Below are 23,973 nucleotides of genomic sequence, written 5' to 3'. Positions count from 1 at the left end.
GCGGTTGGGATGTCGGCGTTGGCCTATCGGGCAGGGGTATCGGGTTGAAAAGAGGTGATCAGGTCTGGCTGATCCAGCCGCGGTCGCGCCTTGCGCTGCCGCTGTTGATCCTGGCGGCGCTGGCGTCCGCCGCCCTGGTCCTCTACGCCGTGGGTAGCTGGGCGCTCGCCGCCGGTTTCGGCGCGACGATATTGACCGTCGCGACGCTGCTGGCCTGGTATCGGCATCTCTATCCGCCCCAGCTATCGGATCGGGAAGCCATCCCCGACTGGACCGTCGCCCGCGCCGCCGCCGACGCCTCCAGCATGGCGATTGCCGTCACGGATCGCGCCGGACGGCTGGTCTGCGCCAGCGACCTGTTCGGCGAATGGTTCCCCGGCTATCCCACCCCGCCCGCTGTCACCGCCGATACGGCTCTGGTTGAGAGCCTGTCCGCCGCCGCCCGCGCCGCCTGGCGCGATGGCGATGCCCGGCATGAAGGCATGGTGCAGGGCGCGCTGCGGCTCGATGTCGACATTGCCCGCACCGGCCGGACCGAGGATTATCTGCTCTGGCGCTTCACCCCCGTGCGTCAGCCCAGCGCGCTTGACGATGTGCATCGCTTCCTGACCGGGGAAGCCGGCCGCCAGCTTGGCGAAGCGGGCATCATGGCGGCGATGATCGGCGGGGAAGGGCGTATTCGCGCCGCCAATGGCGCCTTTCTGCTGCGCGCGGCCGGGCGGATCGACGCCAATATCACTGGCCGCGACTTCGCCGCCCATATGCGGGTGGATGACAAGGGGCGCCTCTTCCTGGCGCGCGAGGAACAGGGCGGCCTGCCGCTACGCCTGCTCCAGGTGCCGTTGAAGCGCGCCGCCCAGCCCAACGGGGCGCAGGCGTCGGCGCAGGACGGGCCGATGCTGCTGCTGCTGATCGACGAGCCGGCGGGCGGCGGCGGCACGTCGGCGCTCTCCTATATCGAAACCCTGCTTTCGCTGCTGCCCTTTGGCCTGGCCATGGCCGACCGCGACGGGCGCGTGCTTTTCCTCAACAATGCCTTCGCGCGCGCCGCGGGCCTCAAGCCCGGCGAAAAGCCCAGCTATCCCGGCGACCTGGTCGTGCGGGAGGATCAGGCGGCGGTGGCCGATGCGGTGCGCCGCTTTGCCGTCGGCCCGCAAATGTCGGGCGACATCGCCGTGCGGATGCGCGACCAGCCCGACGAATCGACCGCGCTCAGCCTGGCGGGCGTGCGCGGCCTGGGCGAGGCGGCGGTGCTCCTCTCCCTCAAGGACAATAGCGAGGAATCCAAGCTCAAGCGCCAGGTCGCGCAGGCGACCAAGATGCAGGCGATCGGCCAGCTCGCCGGTGGCGTCGCGCATGATTTCAACAATATCCTGACCGCGATCATCGGCCATTGCGACCTGATGCTGATGCGCCATACGCCCGGCGACAGCGACTATGACGATATCCAGCAGGTCAAGTCGAACAGCAACCGCGCCGCCGGCCTGACCCGCCAGTTGCTCGCCTTCTCGCGCCAGCAGACGTTGCGCCCGCAAATCCTCCAGCTCCCGGATATCGTCGCCGACGTTTCCACGCTGCTCAAGCGCCTGCTGGGCGAAAATGTGAAGCTCGACGTCACCCATGGCCGCAATCTGGGTGCGGTGCGGGCCGATCCCGGCCAGATGGAACAGGTGATCGTCAACCTGGCGGTCAACGCCCGCGACGCCATGCCCGAAGGCGGCACGCTCCATATCCAGACCTATGCGGTGCCGGCGGTCAAGGTGCGGGAGATGCGCCAGCAGATCCTGCCCGCCGGCGATTATAGCGCGCTGCGCGTGTCCGACACGGGCCTGGGCATCCCGCCCGACATACTCGCCAAAATCTTCGAACCCTTCTTCACCACCAAGGAACTGGGCAAGGGCACCGGCCTTGGCCTTTCGACCGTCTATGGCATCGTCAAACAGTCGGGCGGCTATATCTTCGCCGAATCCGAACTGGGTCGCGGCGCCAGCTTCGTCATCTACCTGCCCGTCTATGCCGGCGCCGACGCGGAACAGCAGCCGGTCGCCATGCCCGCGCCCGCGCCGCGTGCCGAAACCTGGGGCACCGGCACGATCCTGCTGGTCGAGGATGAGGATATGGTCCGCGCCGTCGCCGAACGCGCGCTCACGCGCCAGGGCTACAAGGTGCTGACCGCCAATGATGGCGAACAGGGGCTGGAGGTGCTGGCCGGGCCGGAAAAGATCGATCTGCTCATTTCCGACGTGGTGATGCCCAATATGGACGGCCCCGCCATGGTCGCCCGCGCCCGCCACGCCTATCCCGACCTGCCGGTCCTGTTCATGTCTGGCTATGCCGAAGAGCAGTTGCGCAAGTCGATCGACATCGCCAATGTCGCCTTCCTGCCCAAGCCCTTCTCCGTCAGCCAATTGGCCGAAGCCGCGCGCGACGCGCTCGCCACCCGTCCGGTCGCCGGGTAAAGTTGCTGCACATCAAACGGAATGGGCTGGGCAATCCGGCACCGATGCGGTAGCGATTCGTCGGTATATTTGGGGATAGACACGGCATGTCGGACAGCAAGAGCATTTTGATCGTCGAGGATGAAGCGATGATCGGCATGATGCTGGAGGATTATCTCGACGCCCTGGGCTATCGCCTGCACGCGGTCGCGGCCACGGTCGATGAAGCCTGCGCCCATGCGCGGGAGGGCGGCTTCGACGCCGCGCTGGTCGACTGCAATCTCCAAGGCGAAAAAAGCTGGCCGGTCGCCGATATCCTGGCGCAGGCCGACATTCCTTTCATCTTCGCCACCGGCGGCATGGCCGACGACCTGCCGCCCGACCATGCCGGTCGCCCGACCCTTGCCAAACCCTTCACCATCGGCGCGGTCGAACGCGCGCTGGGCAAGGTGCTGGGCGTGTAAGAACATGGGGACAGGCGGCGAACAGGAAATTCCCGTTCCCCTCTTGTTCTTGTGGAACAAACAGGATACATCATCGCCAGGCGCCAGAGACTCGATGCTGCGCGTTCTTGATAAAGGACTGGCCGATGACTGCACTGCTCTCCCTCATCGATTCCAAGAAGACAGGAAACATGGACAGACAGAAAGCATTGGACGCGGCCCTGGCGCAGATCGACCGCGCCTTCGGCAAGGGGTCGGCGATGAAGCTCGGCAGCCGCGAAAAGCTGGAGATCGAGGCGATTTCCACCGGCTCGCTGGGCCTTGATATCGCGCTGGGCATTGGCGGCCTGCCCAAGGGACGGATCATCGAGATTTATGGTCCGGAAAGTTCGGGCAAGACCACGCTGGCGCTCCACGCCATCGCCGAAGCGCAGAAGAAAGGCGGGACCGCCGCCTTTGTCGATGCCGAACATGCGCTCGACCCCGGCTATGCCAAGAAACTGGGCGTCGACATCGATGAACTGATCGTGTCGCAGCCTGACACCGGCGAACAGGCGCTGGAAATCGTCGACACGCTCGTTCGCTCCAATGCGATCGACATATTGGTGATCGATTCGGTTGCCGCGCTGGTGCCGCGCGCCGAGATCGAGGGCGAGATGGGCGACAGCCATGTCGGCCTCCAGGCGCGCCTCATGTCCCAGGCGCTGCGCAAGCTGACCGGCTCGATCTCGCGCTCCAAATGCATGGTGATCTTCATCAACCAGGTGCGGATGAAGATCGGCGTGATGTACGGCAACCCGGAAACCACGACCGGCGGTAACGCGCTCAAATTCTACGCTTCGGTCCGGCTCGACATCCGCCGCATCGGCCAGATCAAGGATCGCGAGGATATTGTCGGCAACACGACCAAGGTGAAAGTGGTCAAGAACAAGGTCGCACCGCCCTTCAAGCAGGTCGAATTCGACATCATGTATGGCGAAGGCATTTCCAAGATCGGCGAACTGCTCGATCTGGGTGTGAAAGCCGGGATCGTCGAGAAATCGGGCGCCTGGTTCTCCTACGATTCGGTTCGCATCGGCCAGGGGCGCGAAAATTCCAAGAATTTCCTGCGCGAGCATCCCGAACTGGCTGAAAAGCTGGAAAAGGCGATCCGCGCCCAGACCGAAAAAGTCGCTGAAGGCATGATGGCCGGACCCGATGCGGAGGATGATGGCGAATAAGCCTGGCCCGGCGCCCGGCCGGATCAGCCGGGCACCGACCATGCACGCTCGCCCGCCTTGCGCATCACGCTCTGAAAAGGCCCGTCGCCGCGTCGCGCGACGGGCCTTTTACCATCCGGGTGCCGCGGCGAAAACAGTCCGCCAGCAGCATCGCGCGCCATGACCAGACGGATCATCATGCAGGCATCGCATCGCCGCGCTGGCAATTCCGCCCCGCGCGTCCGCAGACCGTCCAAATGGGATGCCGCTTACCCCTGCGCAGCCCATAGCCCTGCACGGCATGTGATGCCGAATTCCGCAACCGGATTCAGGCGATGGAACCCGAATAAACGGCGGCTGTTACGCATTGTGGTGGCGGCCAGGGACATAGGCTTTCGTCCGACAGGAACAGATGCCAGGGCCGGACGCTTGTGTGAATCTCTACCACTTTGACTGTCATTTGCCTGTTGGCGCGCATGCCTTGCCCTCAACGCTCCCTTGATAACCGCTTGCCGCTTCACAATGCTTCCCCGCAGGCCGAATCGGTCCGCTTCCTCTTTTATCTGGACCTTGCCCATGCGCATCGCGATCGAAGCGATCCTCGATTATGATTTCGCCGAGCCGACCGACGTGCTGCTGGCGGTGGAGGCCGCTGCGCTGCCCGACCAGCGGGTGGTCCAACAGTCGCACATCATCAACAATGCCGGCCCGCTCACCAACAAGGTCGGGGGCAGTGGGGTGGGCCGCCGCACCTGGACCCGCACCGGGGTCGGCCGCATGGTCAGCACCTATCGCGCCACGCTCGATGTCGAACGACCTATGGTGGACATTGCCAGCCTGAACAAAAGCCCGCTTCCCAGCCTGCCGGAAGAGGTGCTGCCCTTCATCTGGCCCAGCCGCTATTGCGAAGCCGACCGTTTCGTCAGCTTCGTGTGCGGTCACTTCCCCGATCTGGAAGGGGGCGCGCTCGTCGCGGCCCTGGTCGAATGGGTCCACGCCAATCTCGTCTATGTGCCGGGCAGTTCCGACGTTTCCACCACCGCCGCCGACACGTTCGTCGCGCAGCAGGGCGTGTGCCGCGACTATGCCCATCTCACCGCCGCGCTGATCCGGTCGCGCGACATTCCTGCCCGGCTCGTCTCGGTCTATGCACTCGACCTCGATCCGCCAGACTTCCATGCCGTGGTCGAAGTCTGGCTCGACGGCGCCTGGCATATCGTCGACGCGACCCGCCTTGCCCCGGTCGAAACGATGGTCCGCATCGCGGTGGGCCGCGACGCCACCGACATCGCCTTCATGACCGCCTTCGGCAACGCCATGATGAACGCCCAGTCGATCACGGTTCGCCGGGTGTAAAGCGGTCTGCGATCCGACTGCGCCAGACCCAATCGCTTCAGCCATCGGGTCTGGCGCCATTGCGGTATCAGCGGATCGGTATCAGCGGCTGTCCCGCCTCTTCCTGCCCGTCGTCAATAATCCTTCGAATAGCGCAGATTGGCCGATGATCCGGCATTGGTGCCGGTCTTGGACAGCAGGCTCAGCGTCCGGGACAGGGCGATCTCCAACTGGGTGGCGGTGAAGCCCTTGGAGTCGGTGATCACCTCCACATAGACATTGTTGGAGATATGCTGCCCGACCGCCAGGCTCGTGCCGCGCCCGGTCGCCTCGTCGCCGCCGACGATGCCGATCCGGTCGATGCCCGACGCATTTTGCAGCTTGCCCATCGGGTTCAGCCCGCCGCTGCCACCGCGCAGGCCGTTGAGCGCGGCGGCCAGTTGCACCGCCTGCACCGCCGACAGGTTGGCGACATTGTCGCCGAACAGGATGCGCGACAATATCTCGTCCTGGGGCAGGGTCGGCGTGGAGATGAAGGCGATGGAGGGCTGCTGCGCATTGCCCGTCACCTGGATGCCCGCCGTCACCGTGTCGATCCGCGTCTCCGCCTTGATCGCCAGCACCGGGTTCAGCATCGGCCCGTTAAAGCTGATGACGCCCTGCTCCAGGTCGAACTGGTGGCCAGAGAAGCTGTAGCGACCACGCAGCACCTCCAGCTTGCCGACCACGCGCGGCGCGGTGGTGCTGCCGGTGACGCGCATGCTGGTTTTCCATTCGCTGTCCAGCCCCATGCCGGTGACGTAAATTTCGTTGTCCGCCCGCACGCGTATGTCGAGCTTCCAGTCGGCCGGTTTTGACGCCGCCTGCCGCGCCGCCAGGCGCTGGTCGAGCAGGTCCGTGCCCTCGCCCTTGCGCCGCACGCCGGTCAACTGGCGGATATCCGTGCCGCCTTGCCACGCCACCTTGTAGCGGGTTTCGGGCAGCGTCAGGTCGCCCTTGATCAAACCGCCCGCCTGCGCGCTGTTGCTGATGGCGAGCGTGCCGCTCACGACGCTGGTGATCGCCTCGCTCCGCGCCAGTCGTGCCCGGTTCAGCTTGACCGCGATGTCCATCGGGAATCCGCTGGCCGCCGCCAGCCCGACATTGCCGCTCGCCTGCACCGTGCCGTCGCCGGCCCGGCCGGAAAAATCGCGAATCTCCAGATGATCGTTGGTGAAACGGCCATCCAGTTTCATCTGGGTGACGCGGGTGCCGAACGTCTCATTCTCGTAAGTGAGCGCATTGGCGCGCACCACGCCATTGAGCCGTGGATCGGCCAGCCGCCCGCTGAAATCGGCCGCCACCGCCAGCCCGCCGGTCAATTGCTGGTCGGCGATCCCGGCGAAGGAAAACAGCACGTCGGCCGGCCCTGCGTAGCGGATGCCCCCGCCCAGCGGCGCATTGCGCAACTGTTCCGACCAGCTTGCGCCCGCGCCCGGCGGCGCCAGCGTCGCGACGAAGCGGCCGAGCGTGTTGTTGCCGGCACGGATCAGCCCGCGCAGGTCGCCGCCTGCGGCCGACAGCTTGCCCTCTACATTCATCGCCACCGGATCGGACACAGCGCTCAGGCTGGACCGGCGGAAATCGGCGATCGCCAGCCGCGTCGTCGCGGTCGGGAAGTCATTGCCACGCTGCGCGAAGTCCAGCGTGCCGGTCGCCCGCCCGCCAATGCCCAGACCAGGCGCGGCGAGGTTGACGATGGCAAGGTCGAAATCCTTGAACCGGGCCTGGGCGGTTGTCACGTCGCCGAACCGGCCGGCCAGGTCGACCTTGCCCTGCGGCAACACCAGCGTCGCCGGTTCCAGCCGGTATCCGCCCTGCTCGACCCGGATGATCGCCGGATTGGCGAGACGAAAATCAATATTGGCCGCCTTGCCCTGCACCACCACCGCATAAAGGTCCGGCCTAAGCGCCGCATTGGCGGCGATGGTGAACGGCACGCCGCTCGATCCGTCGGCCACCAGTTGGGCGCGCCCGCGTCCGCCCTGATAGTCGATCCGTCCCCGCGCCTTGCGCACCACATAATCGCCATAGGCGGCATTGGCGATCTGGGCGTCGGCCTTGATCTGCGGCTGATCGGTCAGCAGCAGCGACGCGGTCACGATCGCCCGGCCGATCACGACCTCCGCATCGCCCGGCAGCCGGGCGTTGCTGGCGGTTGCATTGATATCGACACCCTGCACCTTGCCCACTGCCGCAAGCCGCACCGCGCCGGTGATGCCCGACCCGTTCATGGCAAGCTGCCCGGTAAAGGGACCGGCGGCGCTCTGCTGAATGCGGCCGTTCATGTCGACCCCGGCAAAGCGCGCTTTGGTCACGTCGATGGTCAACGGCCCCTGGGCGCTGCGGATCAGCACATTGGCGAAGAAGGGGCCATAGGGCGACCCGCCGGTCGCTTCCAGCCGGTATCCCGCCGCCTCGCCATTCAGCTTCGCGACCACATCGGTCAGTTGCACCCCGACATTGGGCCGCGCCGCGCGCAGCACCGCCTGCGGCCGTGCCATCGTGCCGCGCACGGTCAGCGCCAACGGCCCATATTGGCGGGACGAGGCGGTGGCATCGAACATGAGTTGCCCGTCCGTGCCATAGCTGCCGGAACCGCTATGGATCGTGAAATTGGGCGCCGCGCCTTTCAGGCCCGCCAGCGTGAATTTGCCGTCAGGCGTCATGCCGATCCGGCCGCTCGCCACGGCGTTGCCGCCCAGAAAATCGCGGACGGATGCATTGTCCCAGCGCGCCGTGCGCACGCCGAAACGGCCCGACAGGCCAAAGCCGCCTTTGGGTCCGGGCACCAGTTCGACATCGGTGTTGAGGTTGACGATGCCGACGCCGTCGATCCTGTAATCGTTCACCCGTCCTTTGAGCGCGCCGCGATAGAGCGCGTTGTCGAGGTCGGCCAGCACGATCGCGGTGGCATCCACCCGGTCGCTGTCGATCTTCAGATTGTCGCTGATGAGCTTCCCGGCGGCATAGGCGAAATCGCCCTTGACCCGCAGATTCTGGAGCAAGCCCCCCGCCGCCGCGTTCAGTCCCGTCACCCGGCTTGCCGTCGCGCTTACCGGAATGCGGATACGGTCGGTGTCGATCACCGCCCGGCCGCTGGCTTTCAGATTCTCGATTCCCGTCGCGTCGAACGCCAGATAGCGGGCGGTCAGGTCATAATCCACAAACGGCGTCGCCATCGGCCCGTCGAGAATGACCGACGCGCGCACGTCGCGGCCCTTCACCTTCTCCATGATTGCGCCCGGCGTCAGCAGCGCGGCATTGATCCGCAGCGCGCTGAACCGGCTGGTGCCAAGGTCGATCAGCCCCTGCGTATCGGCCGACAGGGCCGGCGACCGCAATGTGCCCTTGATGTTCACGCGCCGCTCGTTCAGCCCGGCGAACAGATCGACGTCCAGTTGCGGCGCGGTCAGCCGGTCGACTGTCCCGGCCAGCACCAGCCCCGGCCGTACCGGGCCTCTGGCCGTGAAATTGCCGTCCCGCGCCGCCAGGGCGATGTTCGCCAACTCGCCTTTGGGCGACCGCGCGACGATTCGCCCGTCCCACGCCTGCCACGTCCCCCTGCCATCCAGCGTCGCGGTCATGCCATCGGTCAGGCCCGACATGGCGGCGATGACCCCGCCTCTGGGCGCCGTCAGCGTGCCGCGCATGGACAGGCGGTTCTGGTCCGGCACCGCATCCAGTTGCGCCTGCAAGCGGTCGCCGCTGTCGACCCTGGCATCGGCGGACAGGATCGCGCGCCCGTCGGCGATATGGGTCGCGCCATCAATCGCGATCTCGCGCTTCTGGCCGATCACGGGCTTGGCCAGAATGAACTTGCCGATCTTCATCCGGTCGACGTCGATGTCCAGGTCGGGCAGGATCGGCGCATCGGGATCGCTGGCGACGACGTTGAACTGCGGGCTGCGCGCCAGCACCACCAGCGGCGTTTCCAGCAGGCTGACGGAAATATGATTGCTGACATATCGAAATGGCCGCCACACCACATGGACCCTGGGGCTGACCGCGAACACGCCCTTGGGATCGCGCAGCACCAGATCGTGGATCGTCATGTCGCTGTAGATCGACCCGTCGATGCGACCGACCTCGATCCGCATCCCCGATTCCATCTGGAGCGCGGCAATCTGGCGGATCAGGAATTTCTTGCCCGGTTGCGTGTCGAGGCCCAGCAGCAGAGCGCCGGCCAGCACGGCCAGCGCGACGATCAGGCCGACGACGCCGATGGCGATCTTCTGCCACATGGGGCGCGCCTGGCGGATGATGACAGTCTCCGAATTGGGGGGAAGGGCGTCGTCCTGCGCCATCAGAAAGCCTGCCCGATGCCGATATAGAGCGCGAATTTGCTTTCGCCCGGTTGCCGGTCGATCGGCATGGCGATGTCCGCGCGGAAAGGGCCGAAATTGGTGTAGAAGCGCCCGCCAACACCCACGCCATAGCGCATGTCGCTGAATTTCGGGATGGCGCTGTCATAGACCTGACCGCCATCGACAAAGGCGACCACGCCATAATTGCCGAAGCGATAGCGTCCCTCGACCGCAAATTCATTGACGGACCGGCCGCCGACCGGATCGTTGTTCGCGTCCTTTGGCCCCAGTTCCTGATAGCCGAAGCCGCGCACCGATCCGCCGCCACCGGCATAGATGCGCCGCGACGGTGCAACATCGTTGCGGCTGACCCCGCTGATCGTGCCGACTTTGGCCCGGCCCGCGATCACCAGGCTGTCGGATACCGGGTAATAGCCGCTCAGGTCGAAACTGGCGCGCAGATAGGGGGAAAAGCGACCCTGCAACGATCCTTCCGGCTCGGCGCGCAGGGTCGCGCGGAACCCCCTGGTCGGGTTCAGCAGGTCGTTGGAGCGGTCATAGCCGATCTGCACCGGCACGCCGCCGATGAAATAGGTCCGCCGCGTCTTGTCCGCCGTCGCCGGGTCCAGCACCACCTGTTCGTTGGTCAGCAGGATTTCCGCGCCATAGCTGTAGGTCCATCGTTTCTGGAAGATCGGTGTCGATGCCCGCGACCAGCCGATGTTGAGGCCAGCGGTGAACGCTTCATAGGCGTCGTAATTCTGGTGGTTGAGCGTAATGCCGGTCTGGAACGTCCGGTCCCGCTTGCCCGCATTGGACCGGCGGAACGTGCCCGACACGCCCTGTTCCTGCGTGCCCGCCACCGCGCCTGCGATCAGCGCGCCTTCGGGGCGGAACAGGTTGCGGTGGGTCCATGTCCCTTCGGCGCGGAATCCCTGTCCGGTGCCATAGCCGGCTTCGCCGGCCAGCGTGCGTGGCGGCCCGGCCTCCTGCTCGACGGCCAGGTCGACATATTCGGTCCCGTCCGGTGCCGTTTCACCCGTGCGTACCGGCTCCACCGCCACGCTGGCAAACAGTCCGGTCGCCACCAGCGCCTTGCGCAGATCGTCGACCTTGCGGCTGTCATAAAGCTCGCCGGGCCGGTAGCGCCTGATCACCTCCATATGGTCCGCGCCGAACGCCTGTTTCTGGCCCGACGTGGTGATCTTGCGGAAGGTGCCGCGCGGACCGACATCGACCGGCAACCTGTAGTCGCCCGTCACCGTGACGGGATCGAGCAATATGTCGCGTTGCCCGACCTGCGCGAAGGGATAGCCGTTTTCGGGCAGGCGGACGCCGATATTGGCCTCCGCCCCTTCGACATCGGTGGCGATGATATAGTCGCCGCTCCTGAGCGGCAGGCTGTCGCGGACCAGGGTCGGCGGCACGGTCGGCCCGGCCGTGATGACGATATTGCCGATTTTGTAGCGCTTGCCCGGCGTGACCGAAATCACGGCCTTCAGCGTCCCGTCGCCGCTCTGGTCCAGGCTGGCGAGCGCGGTCGCGTCATAATAGCCCTGCGAATGGAACAGCCGGGTCGCCAGCTTTTCATCCTCCTGCGCGCGCGCCTGCACCATCGCCGCCGTCTCGGCCTTGCCCTTGCCGTCGATCAGCGCGGCTTCGGCGCGGAACTCGTCCTCCAGTCCGGTCTTGCCGAATCCTTCGATGCTGGTCGCATAGCGGACATCGGGCAGCTTTGCGTCAGGATCACCGTTCGCCGCGACATTGGCCGGCACGGTCACGCTGTCCAGCGGCGGCAGCGGCTGGGCCAGTTCCGGCGTCTCGGCCGGTTCGGTCGCGACGGGCAACTCGGCCGCCGCGCTGCCTTGTGCAGGCATCTGCTGGTCGATCCAGCTATCGATCGAAGGAAGCGCGGCCTTGGGATCGCCGCCCTCTACCTTGGGCAACCGCGCCTCGAACTGGTCGTCGGGCAGGATCGGCTCTTCGGCTTCGGGTTGCGCGGCGGTCGCGGGCGGCGTGTCCGTCTGCGCCAGCAGCGGCAGCGGGGATGCAGTCAGCAACAACAGGCTGCCCAAGCGCCGGACATGATAGGCCTGTCGTCTGCTCATGAACCCGCGATGCCCCTTTCGCGCCGCGCATTTCACAGGCGCAGCAAAGAGGCAATACGCCCAACGGGTTGCGACGGTTCCGCCAGCGACATGATTTGGCACGCTTCCCTCCAGACTCGCGGGTCGCTACAGCCGGTGCATGACATTTGCCCTGAATATTTCGCGATCGATTTCGGGCCAGCCCTGGCGCTGGCGGGGGGCGGGGTCCGACGGTCGCGATCCGGGCTATCTGCCCGACGATCTGGTGACGCAATTGCTGCTGGCGCGCGGCTGTCCGCGTGACGGGGTGGAGGCGCACCGCAACCCCACCATCCGCGCCTTCATGCCCGACCCCAGCCTGTTCCGCGACATGGATGCGGCGGCCGAACGGATTGCTGACGCCGTTCAGCGCGGTGAGGATGTTCGCATCTTCGGCGACTATGATGTCGATGGCGCGACCAGCGCGGCCTTGCTGATCCGGCTGCTGCGCGATCTCGGCCTCCATGCCCGGCCCTATATCCCCGACCGGCTGATGGAAGGCTATGGTCCCTCCGGCGAGGCGCTGGTGCGACTGGCGGGGGAGGGGGCGACGCTGATCGTCACCGTCGATTGCGGCGCGCAGGCGTTCGAGGCGCTGGGCATGGCGAAGGCGACCGGGGTCGATGTCGTGGTGGTCGATCATCATAAATGCGCGACACAGTTGCCCGAAGCCTTCGCGCTGGTGAACCCCAACCGGCTGGACGAACATCCCGAAGCGGCGCTTCACGGCCATCTGGCGGCGGTCGGTGTCGCCTTCCTGCTGGGCGCGCGGCTGCTCAAGCTGCTGGAGGCCAGGGGCTGGTTCGTCAGCCGCGCCAAGCCGAACATCCTGGACCTGCTCGACATTGTCGCGCTGGGCACAGTGGCGGACGTGGCGCAATTGCGCGGCCTCAACCGCGCCTTCGTGGCGCAGGGGCTGAAGGTGATGGCGAAGCGCCGCAATGTCGGTCTGTCGGCCCTGATCGACGCCAGCCGCCTGACCCGTGCGCCGCTGTGCCATGATCTGGGTTTCGCGCTGGGGCCGCGCATCAATGCGGGCGGGCGCGTGGGACAGGCGGATCTGGGCGTGCGGCTGCTGACGACGGACGACCCGGAGGAAGCGGCCCGCATCGCCGCCCAGCTCGACCAATATAATGAGGAACGCCGCGCGATCGAATCGACGGTGCAGGAACAGGCCGAAGCCTTGCTCGCAGCCCAGGGCAACCGCGCCGTGGCGGTCATCGCCGGCCAGGGCTGGCATCCAGGCGTGATCGGCATCGTCGCCGGCCGCATCAAGGAAAAGGCCGGCCGCCCTGCCATCGTCATCGCGCTGGACGAGGCGGGTTTGGGCAAGGGATCGGGCCGTTCGATTTCGGGTGTCGATCTGGGCGCGGCGGTGCTGGCGGCCAAGGATAGCGGCCTGCTGGTCGCGGGCGGGGGTCATGCCATGGCGGCGGGACTGACGGTGGCCGCCGACCGGATCGACGCGCTGGCCGACTATCTGGACGAACGTCTGTCCGCCGCCGTCGCCAGGGCGCGCGACGACCGCGCGCTGCTGATCGACGCGGTGCTTGCGCCCGCCGGGGTCAACCCGGATTTTGTCGCGGCGATCGAACAGGGCGGCCCCTATGGTGCCGGCTGGCCCGCGCCGCTGATCGCCGCCGGGCCGATGCGCGTGATCAAGGCCGATGTCGTGGGCAACGGCCATCTGCGCGCGATCATGGGGGGGGAGGATGGCCGATCGATCAAGACCATCGCCTTCCGCCAAGCAGAAACCGATCTGGGCCAAGCGATATTGGGCGCGCCGCGCGATCGCAGGCTGTGGGTCGCGGGCAAGGCGAAGATCGATGACTGGGGCAGCCGCCCCGCCGCCGAACTGCATCTGGAGGACGCGGCCTGGGCTGATTGAGCGGGATTGTCATTTTCTTGGCATTGGGGGGTTGACCCTTTCCCCGTCCCCGCCTAATTGCGCCCTCGCTTCGCAGCGCTGCCCAATGGCGGCGCCAACGAACGGCCCCTTCGTCTAGCGGTTAGGACGCGGCCCTTTCACGGCTGAAACACGGGTTCGATTCCCGTAGGGGTCACCAATCAGGCGATGTATCGCATGATTTGCGTGGCAATTTCAGCATTGCAAACCAGTCTCATGCGCTTTCCCCATTTTGCCTGGGGCATGATGTTATCCGTTTGAACACAAGGCGCCGGAATCGGCACTGCGCCCTTCTGATATGCGCCCAGCCCGCCTGTGCCTTTTTTGCGCGATACCTCCCCCTCTCAATCCGCCGTCCGGTGCCGTTCGCCCGCGACAGCCGGGGCGTGCGCTTGAACGCGCTAGGCAAAACGCAAGGCGATGCGTTCGCAAAAAGGGCGGAACGCTTTCCCTGATCCCAATACGGCTTTTCGGGCCGGTATCGGGTTCGACAGGCGCTGACGGGAGCAGGGAGATATCCACCGCGCCGCATTGGGATGAAACATAAATATATTGCGAATCATTCTCAATTTACGTTATGCGCCCTCACCTGTCGCAATCGAGACATATCAGGGGGTTTTATGGTTCGTTCGGTTCTGCACGCTTCTATGCTGGCCTTGTTGGCGACGAGCTTTCTTTCGCCCTGCGCGTACGCGCAGGACAGCGACAAAATCGAAGCGGCAGATGGTGCGATCATCGTCTATGGGAACGGCACGGACAGGAATGGAGCGGCCACGGGTCTTGACCTGTCCCCGCGTGAAACGCCGCAGTCGCTTACCATCATCACCCGCGAACAGATCGACGATCAGGCCGCCTCTGCGATTGCCGATGTGCTGGAATATACCACAGGCCTGTCGGTCAAGCGTGTCGACCGGGGCCGTAATCTCCTGTCGGCGCGCGGCTTCAACATCACCAATTTCCAGTTGGACGGTCTGCCGTTTGCGACCGGCAATATCGGGCTAGAAGAGAGCAGCACGGTTATCTACGACAGGGTGGAGGTCGTTCGCGGCGCGGTCGGCCTGCTCCAGGGGGCGGGGGAGCCATCCGCATCGATCAACATGGTGCGCCGTCAGGCCGATGCGCGCACGCTGACTGGCGCGCTGACGCTCGAAGCGGCGTCGTGGGATCATCTTTCGGCGACGGCCGATATCAGCACCCCGTTGACCAGTGACGGATCGGTACGCGCCCGTTTCGCGGCGGAAGTGTATCGGCAGGATGCGTTTGTCGATTTGGAAAGCAGCAAGGGCTTCACCCTCTATGCGGTGATTGGCGCGGATCTGGGGCCGGGCACGCGGCTGCGCGCGGGGGGCAGCTACCAGAAGGATGAACGCAACGGGGTGATGTGGGCGCAACTGCCCTATTGGTATGATGACGGCACGGTCGCCCGCTGGTCCCGGTCGAAAACGACAGCGGCGAACTGGAATGCCTGGGACACGGCTGAAACCTCTGCCTTCCTGACGATCGGGCAGGATCTGGGGACAGGCTGGACGCTGACGGGGGATGTCTCCTATTTCCAGCAAACCGAAGATTCCAAACTTATCTGGATGTATGGCAATCCGAACCGCGCCACCGGCGCCAGCATGACGAGCTGGCCCTACTGGTATCTGAGCAAGCCCAGGCAATGGAACCTCAATCTTCAGTTGAAAGGCCATTTCGGCCTGCTTGGCCGCCAGCATGAACTGGTGGTCGGCGCGATGTACCATCATCGCAAGACGGGCTGGAGCAACCGCGATCCCGATCCCTCCACCGTCGCGCCGACAGGCGATTTCAATGCATGGGATGGCAGCTATGCGGAGCCGGATTGGGGGCCGCGCTTTCGGATGAGTGATTTCGGCACGACGAAACAGAGCGCCCTCTATGGCGTGACGCGGCTCCAGTTGCTCGATCCGGTCAAGCTGATCGTCGGTGGACGGTTCAGTAACTGGGTACGGGACGAGGATGAGGCGTTCTACACGCTCAACCCCTATCGTTTGAAGAAGAAGAACATATTCACGCCCTATGCCGGCCTGGTCGTCGATCTCACCGATATCCTGTCCGCCTATGCAAGCTATACCAGCATATTCAATCCGCAGACCAATCGCGACCGTAACGGGCGTTATCTCGATCCGCTGGAAGGCGCCAATTATGAAGCGGGTTTGAAGGCGGACCTGATGAACGGGCGGCTGCGCTTGTCCGGGGCGCTGTTTCGTATCGAACAGGATAATTTCGCCGTACCCGATACCGGCTATTTTGTACCTGGCACCACAGACATCGCCTCGAAGCCTGCCATGGGCACGGTATCGAAAGGCTATGAGATGGAGATGCAGGGGGAAGTCCTGCCAGGATGGGATATCAGTGCAGGCTGGAGCCACTTCAAGGCGACCGACGCCGATGGCAATGACGTGCAGGCCCATCAGCCGCGCAAGGTTTTCCGCATGGCCACGAAATATGCCTTCGCGGGCGCGCTGGACGGGTTCACGGTGGGCGGTTCTTCCCGCTGGGAAAGCCGGCCGCCGCAAGAAGCGGCAAATCCCGCCACCGGATTGACCGAAAAAGTGGGGCAGAAAGCCTATTGGCTCATCAACCTCATGGGCGCCTATGATTTTACCGATCAGCTATCGTTTCAAGTCAACGTCAACAACCTGTTCGACAAGCGCTACTATAATACGAATAGCTGGTTTGGCGGCTATATCTTTGGCGAACCGCGCAATGTGCGGGCAACATTGCGCTTTGGCTTTTAATATTGGTCCGACCAGATAGAGTGATTTTCAGCCGTTTTTGGGAAGGGAAGGGCGTCGGGGCGACAGGCCTGGGCCTTTCCGACCCCTCTGACATGTTAGGGAGGCGTTCCGCTTCCGTCCATGTCAGGGCCATGGCGACGGGCACGGCGCCGGTTGCGCGCCGGATATGGTGTGTCTAGAGTCGCGATTGATGCCGCTGATCTTTCGACTGTTCCTCCTGTCGCTCGGCCTTGCCCCCGTCGCGGCCTTCGCCCTTCCCGCCAACCGGCCCACGCCCGGCTTCACCCGTGTCGCGATCACAACCTCGGTCGGCACCATCATCGTGGCCGTGGATCAGAAGCGCGCGCCGCGCACCTCGGCCAATTTCCTGACCTATGTTGATGATGGCCGGTTCGATGGCGTCACCTTCTACCGCGCGGCGCGGCGCAAGAGCGATCCCAAATATGGCCTGATCCAGGGAGGCATCGACACCGACGCCCGCCGTTCGCTGCCGCCGATCCCCCACGAACCGACAACGCAGACGGGCATCCTGCATGGCGATGCCACAGTGTCGATGGCGCGCCCGAACCGTCCCGATTCGGCGATGGGCAATTTCTTCATCACCATCGGCCCGACCCCCAATATGGACGCGCGCGGCGCCTATATCGGTTATGCCGCCTTTGGCCATGTCGTGGGCGGCATGGATGTGGTGCGGAAAATCCTGGCCGTGCCGACCTGTTGCGGGTCCGGCCCGATGCGGGGGCAGATGATCGTCAAGCCGATCCTGATCCTGCGTGCGCGGCGGCTGGACGGCACGCCCCGGCCCTCGCGCGGGGTGAAGCCCTGGCTGATCGGTCTTGAAAGAGCGCCAGCGAAATAGACGGCTTCATGCCGTGCCGCCATCGCTTGGGCCGCTGCATCCCCATGATCGTGGCTTTGGGGTCACAAGCCTGTTGCATTTCATGCAATTGGAAAGCCGTGCTTTGCGATTGTTACAACAGCATGCTGGGCGTAGGGGCGCATCACCTCGCAGAAAGCGGGGCATGTTCGAAATGATGGAGCAAAATATGCGTCAGGCTTTTCAGGGCGCTGTGCTGGCCGTTGCGGTCGGTGTGCAGATGCTGACTTTCTATTCGGTGCTTTATGCCTGATCGCGGTTCAGCCGCGATCTTCATCCTGACTATACGGGATGGAAAAAGGCCGCTTCTGGGTTAACCAGAGCGGCCTTTTTACTATCTGGCAACTGTCCGTGATCGACCGGGGATGGCATCAGCCCTCCGCCAGCCAGCCTGCGAGCAGATAGGCCACGACGCCGATCGGTCCCAGCGCGCACAGCGTCAGCAGCACCAGCGCGACGCGCAGCAATGTGACATCGATGCCGCTGCGGTTGGCAAGGCCGGCACACACGCCCATGATCTTGCCGTTAGTGCGGTCGAGGGTGAAGCTGTTGTTCATGGTTCTGGCCTTCTGCTTGCAATGTCGGGATAGGGGGTAGGCGGGCCGATCAGGCGATCGGCGCGAGCGGTACGGCGGCGCTGACGAACAGCCCGGCGAACAGGACGGCGCCGACAAGGGCGAAGGCGACGTTCTGGATCCTGGCGATAGACATGGTAGAAACTCCCTGATTGTGGCGGCCGGATCGTCCGGCCTTGATGTCAGGCGACATTGCAGGGGGCGTGCCAGTTTCGATTTTTCGCGGAAAAAGCGGGATTTTGGCAATGGAGAACGGGATGGGCTGCGCGCAATATTCAATCTGTTGGGATATTTCGCCGCAGCTTGGTGAAAAGTCCTGGTGAGCGAGGCTGCTCTCTTCGTCTATGGCACGCTGCGCGCCGGCTTCGATAGCTCCATGGCGCGCCGCCTGCGGGCGGAGGCGCGGCTGATCGGCCCGGCCCGCGCGCAGGGCCTCCTCTACCGGATCACCCATTATCCCGGCTTCGTGCCCGGCGGCGACGCCTGGGTCATGGGCGACCTGTTCGCGCTGGCCGATGCCGCGACGACCCTCGCCTGGCTGGACGAGTATGAGGAATGCGCGCCGCACTTCCCCCCGCCGCACGAATATCGCCGCGTCAGGACAAGCGTGGCGGGACCGCACGGCCCCGTACTTGCATGGACCTACGCCTATGCGCGCGCTGTCGACGGGCTGGCGCGCATCGACGGCGGCGATTTCCTTTCAGGCGGCTGACGGCGCACCTTATTGCGCTTTCATCGCCTCCACCGCCGCCAGCGTGCTTTTCACATGCGCGGCATAATTCATCTCGCTATGGACGAAGGCGATCCGCCCCGCCTTGGAAATGACATAGGAGGTACGGTCGGTCATCCCCGGCCGCATCTTGAGCGCCACGTCATAGCCCGACACGATGCCCGGCCCGGCTGAAGCGACGGCGAACTTGCCGGCGCATTCCTTGGTCGAAAAGGCGACCAGATCATCGACCGGGTCGGCCGACATGCCGATCACGGTCGCCCCCGCGGCCTTGAACTTGTCGATATTCTCCGCAAATTCGCGCGCTTCGGCCGAACAGCCCGGCGTGAACGCCTTGGGGAAGAAATAAAGCACCACCGGCCCGCGCTTCAACTGGTGCGACAGGGTCAGGGTAAAGGTTTTGCCCGCCTGCGCGCCGCGTGTGGTGAAGTCGGGCGCCTTGGCCCCGACCGCCAGCGCGGCCATCGCGCCACTGGAACTGAGGGCGGCGGCAGCGGCGATAAGCAGGGACAGGCGCTTCATGATTCACTTCCTTGGGGCGGGCGTTGGTCGGGTTGTTCCCATAATTCGATCGCATTGCCCTCCGGATCGTGAATGCGGGCAAAACGGCCGATCATGGGGTCGTCCCATTCGGGATTGGTGATGATCGCGATGCCGGCCGCGCGCAAGTCCGCCAAAAGGGAATCGAGGTCGGACACGCGGAAATTCAGCATGAACGCCTTGTCGGCGGCGAAATAATCGCTGTCCGCCTTGAACGGGGCGAATACCATCGGCCCGCCCTGCGGCTGCCAGATCCATTCATTGGGCGTGTCGGCCGGATCGACCACGCACCCACTCCCGACATTGAGGTGCGTGCGATACCAGTCGCCCAGCGCCTGCGGATCGCGCGCCCGGAAAAACAGACCTCCCATTCCCAGCACCGGCATGGCATCGACTCCGTCATGGATGGGCCACGCTAACATGCCGGCAGGCCCAAGTCATGTGAGGGAACCGGCGGTCGCTGCTTGGGGTTCCTTCTCCATGCTTCGGATGACGCCAATCGCATTGCTCCTGCTTGCCGCCTGCGACCGGCCATCGGATGACGCCGCGCAACAGCCCGGCGTCGCCACCACCATCATGAATCAGGCGCCGCCCGCGATCCGCCCGACCGACGCGCCCGCCAACGCTATTGTCCCGGTCGAGCCAGCGCCGAGGATCGACACCCCGCCATCCCCCGCCGCGTCCGATGGTCTGATCCCCGCCGCCTTCCAGGGGCGCTGGACTGGTGCAGCCGATCGCTGCGGCGACCGCGCCGCCGCGCTGGAACTGACGATCGCCCCCGACCAGATGATCTTCCACGAAAGCGTCGGCGCGGTGCAGGCGGTACGCGAAGGCACGGACGGCCGCGTCACCATCGACGCCGCCTTCACCGGCGAAGGCCAAAGCTGGACCCGCACCCTGGCGCTGCGCATCTCGGCGGACGGCCGGGCGCTGACCATCGTGAATGACGGCACGGCCGTCACCCGCAAGCGCTGCTGAGCCGGGTAGGGGGACTCAGGCGAATAAATATGCCCGCTTTGCCAGATAAGCGGTCCAGAACCCGCCATTTCACACCCACCCATTTTCGCCATTCCTGCCTCCGTTGAGATGACGGCGCAGGCGTGGCGTGTCTGTTTACGCATATTTACGGATAGGTTGCGGCCTTCCGGGGCGTCATGCAGCGGCTATGGATATGCGATTTGACATGGCGCAAAATGTCGCCCCCGTGCCGATGGCCCGCCCGTGCAGCGGCCATTCCTGCGATGCCTGCGTCGTGCGCGATTCCGCCATCTGCGCCGACCTCAACGACGGCGATCGCGATGCGCTGAGCCGGATCGGGCGGCGGGTGGCGCTCCATGCCGGGCAGACGGTGATGTGGGAGGGGGATGACAGCACGGTTGTCGCCAATGTGATCGAAGGGACGCTCAAGCTCGCCACCTCGACCGGGGACGGACGCGAGCAGATCGTCGGCGTGGTCTATGCGTCGGATTTCATCGGCCGGCCCTTCGGCGCGCGCACGCCCCATAGCGTGACCGCGTTGACCGACGCGCGCCTGTGCCTGTTTCCGCGCGGGGCGTTTGACGGCTTTGCGATGCGGCATGGCGAATTGCAGCACCGGCTGCTCCAGCGGACGCTGGACGACCTGGACCGCACGCGGGCGTGGATGCTGTTGCTGGGACGCAAGAGCGCGCGGGAGAAGGTCGCGACCTTCCTGCTCGACATGGGACGGCGGCTGCGCGGGGACGCCGACGGGGTGATCGCATTGCCGCTGTCGCGCCAGCAGATCGCGGACGTGCTGGGCATCACCATCGAGACGGTGTCGCGCCAGATGACCGAGATGAAGCGCGAAGGCATGATCGACCTGGTCGGGCGGCGCGGTGTGCGGCTGGCGGACATGGCCGCGCTGGAGGCGCTGGCGGAGGCGGGCTGAACCTGCCGTTATTGGTGAGGGGGCCTCGCCTTCGACAGGGCGCCCCCCTCCGTCATCGCTGCGCGATGCCACCTCCCCTGCCAGGGGGGGTATAGTGATAGCTGCAACATTGTAGGTTTATGACCACACCACCAACGCCCATCGTGGACAGTTTACGGACCACAGCATGATAGCTGGTGCTTGCGAGTTATAGGCAGATCGATACTGTGTCCCCAAAATGCGGGGGGCTACATGCAAAATTCAATCATCTGGCTTGAAAACCATGACAAGTTGGCGGGATGGGCGCAATTTCTCGGAGCGATGCTCGCCTTGGTCGCTACCTACTTCACCGTCTTTGTACCAATCTGGCACCGAAAACGGCAGCTAAACAATGCGGCTAAAAGATTACTTTTGCACGGCTTTGAAGTGGTAGAAAGCTATCATCGCACATCTGCCTTTTTCCTGCCGTTTCCAATTTCCCTCAAGGGTGCGGCTCGCAGCGTTGGTGCGGTAGTCGATGAAATAAATCGTTTTCCAGTGTTCGAGTTGGACGATCAGGGAGAACGTTCAACGGCTCGACATTTATTCGCTTTGGTCGCCATGCTCGACCTGATCCGCATGGCACTTGAAAATTTCGCCAATGATCTGGATGGAAAACAGGCGTCCGAGGATGATCGCGATTTCATTCGAGATTTTATTGGTCAGCAGCTTGAATTTATACGAAAGATGCTGGCTGGAGAAGAACTCAAACGGCCCGAATGGCCGGTAGAAATTCCAATCAAACCTTCATAAACCGGGCTGGTCGCGCCTTGCTTCAAATAGCTATGCTCAATCAAACAGCGGCGCGCCTGTCGTTTTATAGTATGATAGACTCCGGCAAAGCCGCCCTCACTCGTTGAAGCAATTCTTCGGGTCGAAAATCTATTGCTTCTGCGATGGCAATAAACTCTAGCACATCCATTCGCCGTTCAAGCTGCTCGATCTTATTTACAAAAGATGGCGGCTTGCCCAGCCTGCGCGCCAATTCCCGTTGTGAAATTCCGGCCTGTGTCCGAGCATCTTTCAGGGCGTCGATGACCGCTCGATAGTCGGGCGAAACCACCCATCCCCGCTGCATCAACAAATCCCCGATTCTTAAGCCGGGGCTTTAAGTATATGTGAAGCGCATCGTCCCCATAATGGGGACACTTGATTGGCGTCGTTGGAGGGTGCGGGTGTCCTACAAAAAATTGCTCTTTTCTTTGGCGACCGCCACCATATTGGTGGCGTGTTCCAGCACTTCGGGGAAACTCGGCAGCTACATCGCGTCGGACGACGATGCTGCATTCATGGTTCAAATCACCTCCATGGAAAATGGTCAGGTCAAGGGATCAATGTCCGTGGTGATGGCGGATGAAAGTGGGAAAACCACGGCTGCAACCCGCCCCATGTCCGGCACCATCGAAGGCAATGCCCTCAATCTATCTGTCGAAAATGGGACGGGCCTTTCCCTCGTTACCGGCACCACCGAGGATGACGGTTTACGGCTGACATTCTTCGCCAAAGGCAATTCATCGCAATTGAAGTTCGCGAAAAGTAGCGCTAGCAAATTCGATGAGTTGGCGAACGCCACGCGGCATCGCGCAGCGGAAAAAGGGCAGGAGATTGAAAGCGCCGCCGCGACGAAGGGGCGTATCGAACAACGGGCCAAGATTCAGAAATCTATCGATCGTCTGGCGGACGCCATATTCTCAAAAACCCAAGAAGTGCAGGAGAAGGTGCGAAAGATAGATGTTGTCATTGCTGGATATGGCGCAGCGCATAATCGCGCCGGAAAGATGCAGGGCGCAAAAGCCACGATAGGTTCGGCCTCACCGGAAGCGGAATATCGTGCCAGCCAGATTGACTATCAGTTGAGCAGCATATCCAATGACATAGAAAATACGCACAATCAGGTGCAGAATTATATGCAGTCACTCAACAGCTTTATGGCCAACGCGGCGACCCAAAGCCCACAATTTCTAGCCGAATGCCAAGCAGACGAACTGCTGAATTGCTCTCGCCTTTCGGTAGGAATGCAATCGCTGCGCACCCGATACCAGCAATTCCGCGCTGGTTATGACCGGGAGAATGCCGCCTTCAAAAGCAAGCGGGCGTAATGCCGATCAGGTAATAATCGTCGCCACCATCCGAGCCAGTTGCGGGGACAGGCGGCAAACGCCGTCCTTGCGCAGCACGAAATCCGCCCCGGAAAATTTGCGGCTTTTGGAAAAGGACAGAATGGCGGCGTCCACCTTAGGTCGCTCTGGCTCGATCAAATCATAGACATAGGCGGGGAAATCGGGGCGCGAATGGTGCATGATCCCGGCATAGGGATCGAAGCCATCCGCGACCGCCTGAATTTGTAGCTTCGTAGCCTTCACCGCATAGGCGTAGTTCAGCATAGCGTTGATCGGATGCGATGCTTTCCAGTTTCTCGGTTTACGCCCGGTCAGGATCGAACTTCGCGATCTATATGTCCGCCATTGATCCGGGACGGGATAGCGGGCCGCTGCGGTCCATTGCATTTCAATGTCTGCCCATGCCGCGAAATAGGATGCGGCGCTTTCCCCCTCGATAGCCCGGATCACATTCATATCGCTGATGGCTTCCGACCGCAGTCGCGTAGCCGCGTCCTTCGCCTTCGCGATTGCCGTTACCGCAAACCGGCTGTCAACGGCGGAGCAAAAGTCGGCCATTCGGCGGCGTAAAACCAGGCCATCGTGTTACATGCCGGGGGGAGTGGCGTGAGGGCGTAGCCCGAGGGCCACTCCCCCCGGCATTGGTGTAATT

Annotated in this window: 20 protein-coding genes and 1 tRNA gene; 13 read left to right on the top strand and 8 right to left on the bottom strand. The window is 63.8% G+C overall.

Annotation, left to right across the window (positions count from 1 at the left end; genetic code table 11):
• Positions 1-44: 44 nt before the first annotated feature.
• The 3 genes from Q4610_RS15800 to recA all read left to right on the top strand — a co-directional run bounded on the left by Q4610_RS15800 (position 45) and on the right by recA (position 4,101).
• Positions 45-2,459 (top strand): hybrid sensor histidine kinase/response regulator, encoded by a 2,415-nt coding sequence (locus Q4610_RS15800; RefSeq protein WP_425262578.1) that lies wholly within the window; start codon positions 45-47, stop codon positions 2,457-2,459.
• An 86-nt stretch (positions 2,460-2,545) separates the two neighbouring features.
• Positions 2,546-2,902, top strand: coding sequence for a response regulator (locus Q4610_RS15795; protein ID WP_304536932.1), 357 nt, complete (start codon positions 2,546-2,548; stop codon positions 2,900-2,902).
• Positions 2,903-3,027: 125 nt separating this feature from the next.
• Positions 3,028-4,101 (top strand): recombinase RecA, encoded by a 1,074-nt coding sequence (gene recA, locus Q4610_RS15790; RefSeq protein WP_304536931.1) that lies wholly within the window; start codon positions 3,028-3,030, stop codon positions 4,099-4,101.
• A 23-nt stretch (positions 4,102-4,124) separates the two neighbouring features.
• Here recA and Q4610_RS15785 read toward each other — a convergent pair whose 3' ends face one another.
• Positions 4,125-4,280: a hypothetical protein gene (locus Q4610_RS15785; RefSeq protein ID WP_304536930.1), complete on the bottom strand. Its 156-nt coding sequence runs from the start codon at positions 4,278-4,280 to the stop codon at positions 4,125-4,127.
• 376 nt (positions 4,281-4,656) lie between these two features.
• Here Q4610_RS15785 and Q4610_RS15780 point away from each other — a divergent pair, with 376 nt between their 5' ends.
• Positions 4,657-5,436 carry a transglutaminase-like domain-containing protein gene (locus Q4610_RS15780; RefSeq protein WP_304536929.1) on the top strand — a complete coding sequence of 260 codons (780 nt, stop codon included), beginning with the start codon at positions 4,657-4,659 and terminating at the stop codon, positions 5,434-5,436.
• A 113-nt stretch (positions 5,437-5,549) separates the two neighbouring features.
• Here Q4610_RS15780 and Q4610_RS15775 read toward each other — a convergent pair whose 3' ends face one another.
• Positions 5,550-9,761 (bottom strand): translocation/assembly module TamB domain-containing protein, encoded by a 4,212-nt coding sequence (locus Q4610_RS15775; RefSeq protein WP_304536928.1) that lies wholly within the window; start codon positions 9,759-9,761, stop codon positions 5,550-5,552.
• Positions 9,761-11,869 (bottom strand): autotransporter assembly complex protein TamA, encoded by a 2,109-nt coding sequence (locus tag Q4610_RS15770; protein WP_304536927.1) that lies wholly within the window; start codon positions 11,867-11,869, stop codon positions 9,761-9,763. The genes Q4610_RS15775 and Q4610_RS15770 overlap by 1 nt, the downstream gene beginning before the upstream one ends.
• A 139-nt stretch (positions 11,870-12,008) precedes the next feature.
• On the opposite strand from Q4610_RS15770, the gene recJ reads away from it, so the two are divergent.
• The 4 genes from recJ to Q4610_RS15750 all read left to right on the top strand — a co-directional run bounded on the left by recJ (position 12,009) and on the right by Q4610_RS15750 (position 17,411).
• Positions 12,009-13,775: a single-stranded-DNA-specific exonuclease RecJ gene (recJ, locus tag Q4610_RS15765; protein WP_304536926.1), complete on the top strand. Its 1,767-nt coding sequence runs from the start codon at positions 12,009-12,011 to the stop codon at positions 13,773-13,775.
• Between the two features lie 103 nt (positions 13,776-13,878).
• Positions 13,879-13,953: transfer RNA gene (locus tag Q4610_RS15760), tRNA-Glu, on the top strand.
• Positions 13,954-14,413: 460 nt separating this feature from the next.
• Positions 14,414-16,552 (top strand): TonB-dependent siderophore receptor, encoded by a 2,139-nt coding sequence (locus tag Q4610_RS15755; protein ID WP_304536925.1) that lies wholly within the window; start codon positions 14,414-14,416, stop codon positions 16,550-16,552.
• Positions 16,553-16,742: 190 nt separating this feature from the next.
• Entirely contained in the window at positions 16,743-17,411 is a 669-nt protein-coding gene (locus Q4610_RS15750; protein WP_304536924.1) for a peptidylprolyl isomerase, read from the top strand.
• A gap of 389 nt (positions 17,412-17,800) precedes the next feature.
• Here Q4610_RS15750 and Q4610_RS15745 read toward each other — a convergent pair whose 3' ends face one another.
• Positions 17,801-17,986 carry a PspC domain-containing protein gene (locus Q4610_RS15745; protein ID WP_304536923.1) on the bottom strand — a complete coding sequence of 62 codons (186 nt, stop codon included), beginning with the start codon at positions 17,984-17,986 and terminating at the stop codon, positions 17,801-17,803.
• Positions 17,987-18,323: 337 nt separating this feature from the next.
• Between Q4610_RS15745 and Q4610_RS15740 the strand changes: the two genes are divergently transcribed.
• Positions 18,324-18,716 (top strand): gamma-glutamylcyclotransferase family protein, encoded by a 393-nt coding sequence (locus Q4610_RS15740; RefSeq protein ID WP_304536922.1) that lies wholly within the window; start codon positions 18,324-18,326, stop codon positions 18,714-18,716.
• 9 nt (positions 18,717-18,725) lie between these two features.
• Here the strand turns inward: Q4610_RS15740 and Q4610_RS15735 are convergent, their stop codons facing one another.
• On the bottom strand, positions 18,726-19,256 hold the full coding sequence (locus tag Q4610_RS15735; RefSeq protein ID WP_304536921.1) for a peroxiredoxin: 531 nt from the start codon (positions 19,254-19,256) through the stop codon (positions 18,726-18,728).
• Positions 19,253-19,660, bottom strand: coding sequence for a VOC family protein (locus tag Q4610_RS15730; RefSeq protein WP_304536920.1), 408 nt, complete (start codon positions 19,658-19,660; stop codon positions 19,253-19,255). Before Q4610_RS15730 ends, Q4610_RS15735 begins: the two co-directional genes overlap by 4 nt.
• A gap of 103 nt (positions 19,661-19,763) precedes the next feature.
• Here Q4610_RS15730 and Q4610_RS15725 point away from each other — a divergent pair, with 103 nt between their 5' ends.
• From Q4610_RS15725 to Q4610_RS15715, 3 genes are all read left to right on the top strand, one after another.
• Complete coding sequence (locus tag Q4610_RS15725) at positions 19,764-20,252, top strand: hypothetical protein (protein WP_304536919.1); 489 nt, start codon at positions 19,764-19,766, stop codon at positions 20,250-20,252.
• Between the two features lie 187 nt (positions 20,253-20,439).
• The gene (locus Q4610_RS15720; RefSeq protein WP_304536918.1) at positions 20,440-21,183 is read left to right on the top strand and encodes a Crp/Fnr family transcriptional regulator; all 744 of its coding nucleotides are present in this window, start codon (positions 20,440-20,442) and stop codon (positions 21,181-21,183) included.
• A 231-nt stretch (positions 21,184-21,414) separates the two neighbouring features.
• Complete coding sequence (locus tag Q4610_RS15715; protein ID WP_304536917.1) at positions 21,415-21,954, top strand: hypothetical protein; 540 nt, start codon at positions 21,415-21,417, stop codon at positions 21,952-21,954.
• 64 nt (positions 21,955-22,018) lie between these two features.
• Here the strand turns inward: Q4610_RS15715 and Q4610_RS15710 are convergent, their stop codons facing one another.
• Entirely contained in the window at positions 22,019-22,279 is a 261-nt protein-coding gene (locus tag Q4610_RS15710) for a helix-turn-helix domain-containing protein (RefSeq protein WP_304536916.1), read from the bottom strand.
• 97 nt (positions 22,280-22,376) lie between these two features.
• Between Q4610_RS15710 and Q4610_RS15705 the strand changes: the two genes are divergently transcribed.
• Entirely contained in the window at positions 22,377-23,300 is a 924-nt protein-coding gene (locus Q4610_RS15705; protein ID WP_304536915.1) for a hypothetical protein, read from the top strand.
• Between the two features lie 6 nt (positions 23,301-23,306).
• On the opposite strand, the gene Q4610_RS15700 is transcribed toward Q4610_RS15705, so the two are convergent.
• The gene (locus Q4610_RS15700; protein WP_304536914.1) at positions 23,307-23,879 is read right to left on the bottom strand and encodes a CRISPR-associated endonuclease Cas1; all 573 of its coding nucleotides are present in this window, start codon (positions 23,877-23,879) and stop codon (positions 23,307-23,309) included.
• Positions 23,880-23,973 lie beyond the last annotated feature (94 nt).

Origin of the sequence: Sphingobium cyanobacteriorum (assembly GCF_030580935.1) — a bacterium.
GTDB classification, from domain to species: Bacteria; Pseudomonadota; Alphaproteobacteria; order Sphingomonadales; family Sphingomonadaceae; genus Sphingobium; species Sphingobium cyanobacteriorum.
Note: the sequence above shows the minus strand (reverse complement) of the source record. Positions and strands in the feature narration are given on the sequence as shown.

Coding starts and splice junctions, on each gene's coding strand:
- Q4610_RS15795 (WP_304536932.1), top strand. CDS start 2,546: ATGTCGGACAGCAAGAGCATTTTGATCGTCGAGGATGAAGCGATGATC.
- recA (WP_304536931.1), top strand. CDS start 3,028: ATGACTGCACTGCTCTCCCTCATCGATTCCAAGAAGACAGGAAACATG.
- Q4610_RS15785 (WP_304536930.1), bottom strand. CDS start 4,280: ATGATGATCCGTCTGGTCATGGCGCGCGATGCTGCTGGCGGACTGTTT.
- Q4610_RS15780 (WP_304536929.1), top strand. CDS start 4,657: ATGCGCATCGCGATCGAAGCGATCCTCGATTATGATTTCGCCGAGCCG.
- Q4610_RS15775 (WP_304536928.1), bottom strand. CDS start 9,761: ATGGCGCAGGACGACGCCCTTCCCCCCAATTCGGAGACTGTCATCATC.
- Q4610_RS15770 (WP_304536927.1), bottom strand. CDS start 11,869: ATGAGCAGACGACAGGCCTATCATGTCCGGCGCTTGGGCAGCCTGTTG.
- recJ (WP_304536926.1), top strand. CDS start 12,009: ATGACATTTGCCCTGAATATTTCGCGATCGATTTCGGGCCAGCCCTGG.
- Q4610_RS15755 (WP_304536925.1), top strand. CDS start 14,414: ATGGTTCGTTCGGTTCTGCACGCTTCTATGCTGGCCTTGTTGGCGACG.
- Q4610_RS15750 (WP_304536924.1), top strand. CDS start 16,743: ATGCCGCTGATCTTTCGACTGTTCCTCCTGTCGCTCGGCCTTGCCCCC.
- Q4610_RS15745 (WP_304536923.1), bottom strand. CDS start 17,986: ATGAACAACAGCTTCACCCTCGACCGCACTAACGGCAAGATCATGGGC.
- Q4610_RS15735 (WP_304536921.1), bottom strand. CDS start 19,256: ATGAAGCGCCTGTCCCTGCTTATCGCCGCTGCCGCCGCCCTCAGTTCC.
- Q4610_RS15730 (WP_304536920.1), bottom strand. CDS start 19,660: ATGCCGGTGCTGGGAATGGGAGGTCTGTTTTTCCGGGCGCGCGATCCG.
- Q4610_RS15725 (WP_304536919.1), top strand. CDS start 19,764: ATGACGCCAATCGCATTGCTCCTGCTTGCCGCCTGCGACCGGCCATCG.
- Q4610_RS15720 (WP_304536918.1), top strand. CDS start 20,440: ATGGATATGCGATTTGACATGGCGCAAAATGTCGCCCCCGTGCCGATG.
- Q4610_RS15715 (WP_304536917.1), top strand. CDS start 21,415: ATGCAAAATTCAATCATCTGGCTTGAAAACCATGACAAGTTGGCGGGA.
- Q4610_RS15710 (WP_304536916.1), bottom strand. CDS start 22,279: ATGCAGCGGGGATGGGTGGTTTCGCCCGACTATCGAGCGGTCATCGAC.
- Q4610_RS15700 (WP_304536914.1), bottom strand. CDS start 23,879: ATGGCCGACTTTTGCTCCGCCGTTGACAGCCGGTTTGCGGTAACGGCA.